The organism is Psychromonas sp., assembly GCF_983033635.1.
In genome coordinates this window covers 1-7,014 of the sequence record NZ_CEZLMY010000177.1, presented here as the reverse complement: position 1 = coordinate 7,014, position 7,014 = coordinate 1, and the positions used below count along the sequence as shown (strand labels likewise).

General features: G+C 37.9%; 6 protein-coding genes and 1 pseudogene. 4 read left to right on the top strand and 3 right to left on the bottom strand.

Annotation, left to right across the window (positions count from 1 at the left end; translation table 11 throughout):
- Positions 1-555 precede the first annotated feature (555 nt).
- Both AC4GME_RS16065 and AC4GME_RS16060 read left to right on the top strand, forming a co-directional pair.
- Positions 556-1,179, top strand: coding sequence for a site-2 protease family protein (locus tag AC4GME_RS16065; RefSeq protein WP_490379759.1), 624 nt, complete (start codon positions 556-558; stop codon positions 1,177-1,179).
- Positions 1,180-1,933: 754 nt separating this feature from the next.
- Complete coding sequence (locus tag AC4GME_RS16060; RefSeq protein WP_490379758.1) at positions 1,934-2,710, top strand: substrate-binding periplasmic protein; 777 nt, start codon at positions 1,934-1,936, stop codon at positions 2,708-2,710.
- 189 nt (positions 2,711-2,899) lie between these two features.
- Here AC4GME_RS16060 and AC4GME_RS16055 read toward each other — a convergent pair whose 3' ends face one another.
- The 3 genes and pseudogenes from AC4GME_RS16055 to AC4GME_RS16045 all read right to left on the bottom strand — a co-directional run.
- A complete protein-coding gene (locus tag AC4GME_RS16055; protein ID WP_490378589.1) occupies positions 2,900-4,396 on the bottom strand; it encodes a serine hydrolase domain-containing protein in 1,497 nt (498 codons plus the stop codon).
- Positions 4,397-4,714: 318 nt separating this feature from the next.
- Complete coding sequence (locus AC4GME_RS16050; protein WP_490378588.1) at positions 4,715-5,002, bottom strand: hypothetical protein; 288 nt, start codon at positions 5,000-5,002, stop codon at positions 4,715-4,717.
- Between the two features lie 215 nt (positions 5,003-5,217).
- Positions 5,218-5,337 (bottom strand): annotated as a pseudogene (locus tag AC4GME_RS16045) (IS110 family RNA-guided transposase); the annotation flags it as partial.
- A gap of 360 nt (positions 5,338-5,697) precedes the next feature.
- Here AC4GME_RS16045 and AC4GME_RS16040 point away from each other — a divergent pair.
- Positions 5,698-5,880, top strand: coding sequence for a hypothetical protein (locus tag AC4GME_RS16040; RefSeq protein ID WP_490379757.1), 183 nt, complete (start codon positions 5,698-5,700; stop codon positions 5,878-5,880).
- A 190-nt stretch (positions 5,881-6,070) separates the two neighbouring features.
- Positions 6,071-6,622 (top strand): DUF1415 domain-containing protein, encoded by a 552-nt coding sequence (locus tag AC4GME_RS16035; protein ID WP_490379756.1) that lies wholly within the window; start codon positions 6,071-6,073, stop codon positions 6,620-6,622.
- Positions 6,623-7,014 lie beyond the last annotated feature (392 nt).

The window sequence follows — 7,014 nt, the reverse complement described above, 5'->3', positions numbered from 1 at the left end:
GAAATTAATCAAAACGGTACTTAAGCCGGCAATTGATTTCACGCCAATTGTTGCTGATAAAAAACAACTCGCTGAAACAGTTGAAACAGTTGATAAGTTATCAAAAGAAGCACTAGTCGCATTGATTAAAGCAATGCACCAGCAGATGACTAACGCATAGACGAATGTGATTGGGCTAACTCCAAACTGTTGAGGCTGAGTGAAATCGGCCACCATTTTGTAAACTTCTAGCTCACTTTGGGGCACAACCCCCCTTAGCTTTTTGATCTCTAATATCAATTTTCTCAGCAGATATTTACTATTGCCTTGCCCTTTGCGCGGTGTAATATTAGTTTTTAGTTGAGTAGAGTATGATGTTTCTTTTGATGTAATGATTTAAATGAACAGAAGGTGTGGATGTCCCGCCTTTTTTTAAGAGAGTTAGAGGGATTGTTAAATCTTCAGTAACATTCAATTAGTTTATGCAAACTACACCAGTGACGAGCATGGGGGGCATTGATTAATTATAAAGTGGTTAAACGAAAATTATAACTTAACAAGGTTAAAAAATTAGGTATGGGTCTTTTATCTCTATTAATGCAAAGCCCGGTAACATTTTTAATGTTGACGGTACCGCTTTTGTATTCCATTATTTTTCATGAAATTGCACACGGGCTAGTTGCGTCGTGGTTTGGTGACAACACTGCAAGGCATTCGGGGCGATTAACCCTCAACCCTGTTGCACACGTGGACCCGATTGGCGCGCTTATGCTTTTGTTTGTTGGGTTTGGTTGGGCTAAGCCTGTACCGGTAAATTACTCTAACCTAAAGCCCACTCGGCTGGGTGTTATTTGTGTAGCGCTTGCAGGTTGCACAATGAATATCTTCATTGCAATGGTTGCATTATTGTTAATGCAGTTTGAAGCGTTTAGTACTAGTTCGGTATTTTCAACGATTTTACTTATAGTGGCAAAAATTAATATTATATTAGCGGCCTTTAACTTAATCCCTATTCCACCGCTTGATGGTTCTAGAATTCTTGTGGAATTTCTCCCTAAGCAAGTGCAGGTAGCGTTAGCGCGGGTTGAACCCTATGGGTTTTTCATCATCTTAATATTGCTGTATACCGGTATTTTGTACCCTGTTATTGATGTTGTCCTGAATGTCATTTATAGCTTCATGTCGATATTTTTTGGTTAGTCGCGAGTAGCCGCTTTTCTTGATCGTCAGGGCTTATTGGTTAGTGGTGCAGAAAACAGCGACCGGTCACTGGATGGGCTGGAAGATGATCCCATGTTGCTAATTAACGGTATTCGCTCATCTACCGGACAGCGGTTGGTGCACAACAAGGACGAAAAGTATTTACAACACTACAAACCATTGCTCCTAAAACAGAACAACCCGTTGACTCTGGGCGTATCGCCAAGCGCCTTAGAATCCTCAATACAAAACAGAATCAATCGTCATCTATTCGTACCATCATCTAAAAAGTTTTTGTCCCCAAAAGCGCTAGGCAACGAAATGCATAACTAATCACCTTTTCTTAATTTCTTAAACGTAAGAGGTAGCTCCAACTATGCTCGCTTCTTCCCGACTCCGAGCGTTGTGCAATATCTGATAGCTTCATTGTGAGTGGAGCTTTGTACAGGCTTTCAGGAAAATCGTGCTAGTTAAGGCTGCTCGCAATGGCCATTTATTAGTCCTATACTCATCGCTTGAACTGATAAACGAGAATAGAAGTATCGGCGGTATCGAAATTATTGATCTTGCTACTTAGGCAAAGATCAGGCGGATATCACTCAAATCTTTCCTTAACAGCTCTTAGGGACCAGTTGCTTGCGGGATGGCCTTATAAGATTGTTAATAAAACCATCAGGGTATTGCTGTGAATAGATTATGGTTCTGTACTTTGTTGATTATCATTTTTTGTCCTGCTCTATCAGCATCTCAAACAATGAGTTTGAAAGAAAAGACAATTCGCTTTTGCGCCGGCACTCACGAATGGCCTCCATATTATTATTTCAAACGGATCAATGGCAAAAAAACTAAAGAAGTTAAAGGGTTTGATATCGATCTCTTTGATGAGGTTTTTACTAAAAACGGGATCTCTTACTCCGCTGAATTGCTTTCATGGAAAAGGTGCTTGAAGGAAGCAATGAATGGGAATAAATATGATGTTATTTTTGGAGGAGGACTCAATGACGATAGAATGGCCAACTATGTGACGACCAAAGGGTATTACACTGTGGTGCCTTCTTATTTCTACGCAAAAAAGAAGTTTCCCGCGGGAGTCACAGTACAGGCTCCATCAGATCTGAAAAAATACGGAAAACTATGTGGTGTTAGTGGATTCAACTACGTCAACTTTGGGCAAAGAAATGAAGACGTTGACATGGGAGCCGCCGACTATAAAGGGCTGCTCAGAAAAACATTGCTCCTCCGCTGTGACATTTCTTTTGCCCGGTATGAGATTCTGGTTGGATGGAAAACGCTTCTGAATACAGGTTTAATCAATAATGAGGACTTGGTTTTTTCTCCCATCCCAGGTATCCCTCCAGAATCATTTCATCTTATGATCTCAAAACACTATAAACACGCTCAGGAGTTAAAGCTGTTTTTTGAATCGGAATTGAACAAACTGGAACACTCCGGAAAATTAAAATCACTTTTAAGTAAGTATATAAACTCGACCGTAGAACTTGGTGACAGCCATTATTTTTCTGACCAATAAGGGAATTTACTTGTATGTTTAGGGGCGATATTCGTACAAAATGAGTGCATGTCTACATATCAGTATTAACTATATTTGTAGACAACTCATCTTATAAAGGGGCACAAAGCGCCTTAGAAAATATTACGGAAATAACTTTAAAAGAGTGGCCATTTAAACAATGCCACTCTAAAGCTAACCCATTGAATGTTAAAATGCAGGTAAAATATTTTCTTCCATCATTCTGTGGGTAAGAGAACGAATTAAGTCAAAATTCGTTGCTGTTGTCACCACCACGAGATTGAGATCTTTAATGATAATAATGTTCTGACCACCATAACCCTCTGCCATAATTGCAGAATATCTTTTGCTGCCTAAATAATAATCTGACAGCCACCAAAAATAACCATAGTCCGTCCACGGAAGATATGTGTTCTCAACAGCAGGTTTCGTTGATTTAATCAGCCATTCTTTATCGATAAGCTGCTTACCATTCCAATGACCGTCATTAAGCACCAACTGCCCTAGCTTCAACATATCTCTTGGTCGTAAGTATGCACCACCTGCAACACCAGTTCGGCCATCATTTTTTTTATACCAGTAGGCATTATTGAAGCAAAGCGCCGATAATGGGCCATTCTTAGCATAGTCACTAACAGACTTTTGATGAGTGGCTTCTCGGATAATATCACCAACAACAGTAACTGAGCCTCCGCTGTAGGCAAATATGGCACCTGGCTTGGCGACAACTGGTTGAGAAAGTACAAAGGCAACAGAGTCTTCACTAGCGAACTCCTTCCAGATGATATTATCAGGGCTCGTATATGGAAGTGACCATTCGTCCCACTTTAAACCTGAAGACATGCTCAGAAGATTTTGTAAAGTGATATTTTCTCTTCCATCAATAAGGTCTTCTTTATACTCTGGGAGTAATTCTGGGAGTAACTCTGTGACACCTTTAATATACTTCTCTTTAATCGCAGCTCCCACTAGTAACGAAGTAAGGCTTTTAGAAACAGATTTTATGGTATGAGGCTGGTCCGCTTGCCAACCGTTAAAATAGCGCTCAACAACCAATTTATTATCTTTTAAGATAAGTAAGCTATCAATATTCTTGAAATTGTTATCAGCTGTTTCGATTTTAGTAATAAGTGCATCAATATATTTGGGACTATCTGTAACATTAATTAATGGCTCTAAGTTATAAGCATCCGCACAAACACCATTATTTGAACTGCTAAAGTCAGTCATTTGTTTTTCTGAACCATATAAGGTCGAAACATATTGATCTTGGGGAATATCGACACGCTTGTAGGTAAACTGAGTGCCAGATACATTAGCAAATGCCTTGTTATACTTGCCTTCTTTTTTATCTTTAAAGCGACCGATTATATTACTCGCTTTTTCTTTCGCTTTGAACTCTCCTGTTTCGTCAATAATGAGCTCAGCCGCACTGTAAGCCATATGAGCGAAGTAACGATTATTGTCGTTATTGATAATAATGTAACTTGGGACGTCTGAATCAACTTTATAGAGTCCACTATAAGGATCAAGAACAGCGGAAACTGCAACAGACGGTAACGCACATAAAGCGATGATAATGCAGAGTAATTTCGCGGTGATTCTTTTTAACAAAATAGGTTTTGCAAGTAGTAATTTAATAACAGATTTATTAATAGTTGTAATACCTTTCCTTCGCGCTTCCATAAGATTCCTTTACGTTAAATTTTACAGGCTTAGCCCATAGTCAAAATGAATTGTTTTTTGTACTTTTGATTACTATAAAACAGCTTATTGTGGCACTCATTAAAGTAATCTTGACCACACAAAGAACCATTTTTTTATGTAAACTAGTTTGATTCTTATCGCCATAACGCTTTGCTAAGCAGTGAATAACAAAGAACATCGTATTTCAAAGCTAACTTGAGAAGAGGGACTGCATCCACTTAAGTTGATTGTGGAATGTGGGCTCCCATACAATGCATCACCATGTTTATTTTATAGTTAGCTGCTACACCCTCTGCTTTAGTCATGTCTCTTTTCACGCCCGTCTTCGGGTTGCTTGCGATTTGAAGTGATGTACATGCTATTTTGAAAGATGTTTTCCGCTGACTCCTCTTCATCGTCATAGTTGAAGAAGAAATACATAGCATGAACACAGGCCATTAATGTACCTCCGGCGAGCGAAAATACAGGTAAGATACTTAACCACTCTAACTCGATTAGCACATAAATAACAATAACAACAGCAACGTTGACTTTTATACCTTTCAGCTTCTTTCGCTTGTAAGGTGATAATTTTTCATGTTTCATGATTTTTCCTTGAATTCAGCTAACAGTATTCGATCGCATGCTTACTAATACGCACACTTTGTCTAGTTAACAAAACGGTTTGTGGCATAATATGCCCTTGTGAACAGCCAGTCAATGAAGTTTGATGATGTATTTGTGATTGCGTTCATAAAAAAGTGATAAGCGGAGGTGTAGTGGCTGAGTAATATTGGCCATAGATTTATTGGTTTGTAAGTCTCTTTTAGTTTTTGTCGATTCACGGCTTTATTACTAATTAATTCACCATGTTTACTGATTTGACAAATTTGAAGAATATTTTTAGCTAGATCGATTCCGATAATATTAGATTTCAACATAGTATGGTCTCCTTATTAGTTACCGTAACTCTAGGCTAGTTGCTAGAGTTGGCGGAGTCCATACATCGCTATGGGGGCGGAAGCGACTTAACTTTTGTATTGCTTAATCTCATTTTAATGCAGCACCTCTGACAGCACTGATACTTACTGGTTGAACTTAATAACATCAAACCTGATTATATTTGCTCTCTTTGTATTAATTGGCTGAATAATACAAAGAAGAGTTATCTTGCCGAATTAGTTAGCCACTTTTCACTGCTCTTAGCGTTCAGGCTAACTGTAAAGATAAAAAGTCTTAAAGAATAATAAGATCAATAAATAATACTTGGATCTTTACTTTATTTCCCAGTATGGATGTTTATGGAAAGTGTTAATAGCCATCTTTTTGCCGTTGTATTTTGGATTGGTGGCGTCGCGTTTGTTACCACAATTTTAATTCCCGCTTTAAAACAGATTCCTGATATAAATAATCGCATGGAATTGTTTGAAAAACTTGAGGGTCATTATTTGGCTGTTGTTTACTATGGTATTGTTTGTATTTGAACCCTGGTTTTTACATGATTGGTTTAGAAAACAAGCATTAGAAAATAGTGTAAAGACGTTTAGAAAATTACATCTTATGTATAATATATTGTTAACGATAAGTGCTATTACCATTATTGGTGCAATGTTAGGCGCACATGGTTATCGATTTTAATTGTTTATCTATAATAAATTGCAAGAAAGGTAAAATATGAGCGCAGCAAATGAGATCATTACGCACACCGAAAATTGGGTAAAGCAGGTTATTGTCAAATACAATATCTGCCCCTTTGCACGCCAAGAGGTCGAGCGAGGATCAATTCGTTATACAGTAGTAGAGCCAACTGAAATAGCCGACGTACTGCTAGAGCTTATTAAAGAGTGCCACTATCTAGATGCCCATAAAGAGACAGAAACAACCCTATTTATTATGCCTTATGCTTTTCAAAGCTTTGATAGCTTTTTAGATTTAGTGGACTTAGCTAATGATCTACTGTTTGATCAAGGTTTTGAAGGCACTTATCAACTGGCGAATTTCCACCCGGATTATTGTTTTGCCGCAGAGCCACAAAGTGATCCTGCAAATTATACCAATCGTTCACCCTATCCCTGTTTACATATTATAAGAGAAGCAAGCATGGAGCTGGCACTACAACATCATCCTGATCCCGATGCCATTCCGCAGCGCAATATTCAATTCTGCCGTAAAAAAGGTAGTGATTTTTTTGCAACTTTATTAGCAGGATGTTTAAAAAAACGCTAATTTATGGCAATCCTGTTTATGAAGTGGTTAAGTAAATTTGGTCCTGAATTTGTAGTTTCTAAGTCGTTGGGGGCGTTTGCGACTTAGGTTTATAAGGCGGAAAGGGGCACAAGCGCCTTAGGTTTTTACTGAACTATTTGGGATTAGATTCAATTAAAAACGAGAAATAATTACTCGTTTCCTTCCCCTCTCGTAAGTCTGATTGTATATACAGGTATAATGAAAATACTGGTATTTAGCAGTTTTTGATGTACTTATAGAGCAGGTTTTGCACGTTTTTCACAATTCAAGTTTATTAACTCATTGAAAATATTGCGTTATTTTTAAATGTAATGTGTTTATAGAGAACTCTATAAATACAGTTCTTGTTTTCTACGTAAAATTAATGTCAA